4 protein-coding genes are annotated in these 3487 nt (G+C 37.5%); all 4 read left to right on the forward strand.

Annotated features, from left to right (window positions below):
- On the forward strand, positions 1-726 hold a 726-nt coding region (locus RMO55_RS09145; RefSeq protein ID WP_310425967.1), incomplete at its 5' end, for an aconitase family protein.
- A gap of 102 nt (positions 727-828) precedes the next feature.
- A complete protein-coding gene (locus RMO55_RS09150) occupies positions 829-2058 on the forward strand; it encodes an ATP-binding protein (protein ID WP_310425969.1) in 1230 nt (409 codons plus the stop codon).
- Positions 2052-2630, forward strand: coding sequence for a hypothetical protein (locus tag RMO55_RS09155; protein WP_310425970.1), 579 nt, complete (start codon positions 2052-2054; stop codon positions 2628-2630). Before RMO55_RS09150 ends, RMO55_RS09155 begins: the two co-directional genes overlap by 7 nt.
- A 41-nt stretch (positions 2631-2671) precedes the next feature.
- Positions 2672-3487 (forward strand): HindVP family restriction endonuclease (locus tag RMO55_RS09160; RefSeq protein WP_310425971.1); only part of this gene is annotated, 816 nt, incomplete at its 3' end.

Below are 3487 nucleotides of genomic sequence, written 5' to 3' on the forward strand. Positions count from 1 at the left end.
ATGGTCGCACGCGGTTATACCGATGCCCGTACCATGTTGCGCCGCGTCGCCCAGATGGAAGCTTGGCTGGCTAATCCCGTATTAATGTCCGCCGATGCCGATGCCGAATATGCCGAAATCATCGAGATCGATCTTAATACAATTACCGAACCGATCGTCGCCGCCCCCAACGACCCCGACAATATCAAACTCCTGAGCGAAGTAGCTGGAGCAACCATCGATGAAGTCTTCGTCGGCTCCTGCATGACCAATATCGGACACTACCGCGCCACCGCCAAAGTCCTCGACGGCGAACCCGCAGTCACCACCCAGTTGTGGATTTGTCCCCCCACCCGCATGGACGAATCCCAACTCAAAGCCGAAGGCATGTACGCCATCTTCGATGCCGCTGGCGCACGGACAGAAATGCCTGGATGCAGTCTTTGTATGGGAAATCAAGCGCGGACGGCTGATAATGCCACGGTGTTCTCGACTTCCACCCGCAATTTTAATAATCGGATGGGTAAAGGTGCCCAAGTCTATCTCGGTTCGGCAGAATTAGCGGCTGTTTGTTCGCTATTAGGGCGGATTCCGACGGTACCGGAGTATCTGGATTTGATGAGCAAGAAAATCAACCCGTTTGCGGGGGATCTGTATCGTTATCTCAATTTCGACCAGATTTCTGGTTTTGAAGATGAAGGTCGAACTGTCTCAGTAGATGAGGTCAGAAAGCTAGCTGAGGTGTAAATCTGGGCATAATTAATTGAGGTGGGCAATGCCCATCTCAAGTTTAGTTGACTTGAAGATCAATAATTGCTTGATATTAGTACTATCAATTAATAATTAAACATGGCTAATAAAAAAAGCAATCCTAATCAAATAGAATTAAACCTTTGTCCTGATGGTGTAGAAAACTTAATTTCATCAAATAGCGATTTACAAGAAATATTGATTGTCAAAGATGAATACCAAGACAATTCAGTCTCAGAGAAAAAAGAAAAGATAAAAAATACTTTAAGTAATAAAGATAATATCTGCCAAACACCTAGTATTAACATAAATGATGGTTTAGATCTATTCCTACCATTAACTTATGAAGAATTATTACAAGAAATCGGGGAAGGTAAATCTAGACTTCCAGATCTAATTGTTCCTGTAACTGAATTTGAAGAACAGATTGTTCAGGTCTTAGCAGATATTAAGAATGCTGGCTATTTACTGTTTTTATATGGAGTTTCTGGAGTTGGAAAGTCAACATTTGTTAGCTCATTGCAATTTCAAAAATATATTCCCATTCAACAAATATTACCAATTGATGCTGGTGAATTAGTTCAGACTGATGATTCTTCAAAATTAAAAGAATTAATTAAAGCAATTAAGCAAGAAGCTATTCAATTTTTGTCAAACAATAACGCAGCAAATGATAAATTATGTATCGTTATAGATTATTTGGAGAATTTAGAAGATGAAAGTGATAATGATGTTATTGCTTTTTTCAGGGATTTAAATAGTTTACTTCGTAAATGGCCAATTTTAATTATTTGGCCTGTTACGGTAATGAAGGACTTAGATAGTATGCAGTCTTTCGCCAAGAGTTATTCTAGTACTATGTTTCACAGAAGAATACCCGTAATAAAATTCACTGGCCCTCCGATTGAAGAATACCCAAATATTGCGAAAAAAACAATTATGTTTTTCAATAAAGGGAAAAGCTGTTATGATTTTCAATTAAATGACAATGATTTTGAAGAATTAAAAAATAATTACCAGCAAAAGCCTCAAGAAAAACATCTAATTAGAGATTACTTAACAAGTGTTAGAAATCTTTGGGAAACGAGAACTAATTATATTTCCAAAATAGTAAAATCTATTCCTAAGCCAACAGAGGTCTGGTTTATTTTTTCCTACCCTGATGCCGAAGGAACAGTAGCACGTTTTGCAAAACAGACACCAGATATAATCAATGAGATGTGGAATGCTGACTACAAATCTCTATCTGTATATATTACTGATAACAATCAAAAAAAGCTGACTGGCCAGCTAAACGTCTTTCGTTGGCACTTAGTAGTAGGATGCTAACAACTAAAATTATGTATTTGCCAACGAATGCTTTGATAAGTTGTATAGCTGCTTACGCAAAAGATGCAGAAGTTCCTATCTCAAAAGAAAATTTACTTGATGAAAATAACTATAACATTCCACCCTTTTGGTTTACAAAAAGGAGAGCGGGAGAAACACTTAAAGTAACGCCTTTATATCTACAATTGGCTGGTATCCCTATGAGAGGGAAGCGAAAAAGTGGTAAAGTCGAACAAGGTTTGAAAAATGCAACACAAGCATTTAAGCAGATTAATTCAGATATATCTACAAATAAGATAAGCGATCAGCATTTTAATAAATCTATTTGCTTCGCATTAAAAGATGCATTTCAAGGATCAGATTTCAGTTTTTCTTCTGAAATAAGACATCCTCATCTAACAAATATTAGACCTGATATTTTGGTGGACATGAATGATAAGATAATTTGTTTAGAGTTTTGCTACACTAATGACAATACACCTGGAAACATGGCTGATTATGTCTTGAGAAAATTAAACACATACATGAAGCAGTTACAATGCAACTTTGGAATAGAAAATTTTAATTGGTAGTAATTGTTTCATCTTCTTAATCTTCAACAAGATATTTATCAGTGACGATCGAACAAAATACAATTTCAAGACCAGGGCTATTCGGACTCAACCACTCCAATCGAGACTTCAGCCAAAAAGAGGCATGGGGCAAAAACTGTTTTAACTCATCGTTCCCCGCCGCTCTTTGTGCATACTTGTACCAACGCAATCTAGATAATATTTATCTAAAACTCGATTCTAATTTACAAGTTATTCATTCAACGATCGATACATCCACCCTGTACGGAATCGAGCCAACATCCGATAATTTATTTTATGCCTTTGAAAATCAATTCACTCCTTATCAGCAATATGTAATTGGTAACTTACCAGGAGTAGATTTAGTTACACAATCACGCGATCGAGGAATCTGTCTACAAGCGATCGAGATTAAACTAACAGCTTTACCAGATCATACCACTTGCGATCTTGCTGAGGATAATTATGGATGTGAAATAGTCATTAGACCCGATACGATCGTATACTTAGCTTGCAGTATTATTGATAGCTTTAAAGGTAGGCTCGATCTACTCAAAAGTATACTCGATCTTTATCCGATCTCGATCGATGATTGGACAGAGCCGAGTAGTGTTATTCCACATATTCCCAAAATGATTGAGGCTCTAGATGCGATCGCATTATCACTACTAGACTATCAGAAACCACTGCTAATGCAGCCAGTTTGGAAAACATTAGGTAAATCACCTAAGTTAGCCGAAAACTGTTTAGATGTATTTATTTGGAGCGACTTAGCCTTCACTAGATTATTTGTCAATCTAGTGAAATCAGAGATCGATACCTATGGTAATTGTAGAAGTGTTGCTAGGCATACGCGA

Origin of the sequence: Chamaesiphon sp. VAR_48_metabat_135_sub (genome assembly GCF_031418915.1) — a bacterium.
GTDB lineage: Bacteria > Cyanobacteriota > Cyanobacteriia > Cyanobacteriales > Chamaesiphonaceae > Chamaesiphon.

Excerpts from the sequence above, each read along its gene's own strand:
- RMO55_RS09150 (WP_310425969.1), top strand. The coding sequence starts at position 829 with ATGGCTAATAAAAAAAGCAATCCTAATCAAATAGAATTAAACCTTTGT.
- RMO55_RS09155 (WP_310425970.1), top strand. The coding sequence starts at position 2,052 with ATGCTAACAACTAAAATTATGTATTTGCCAACGAATGCTTTGATAAGT.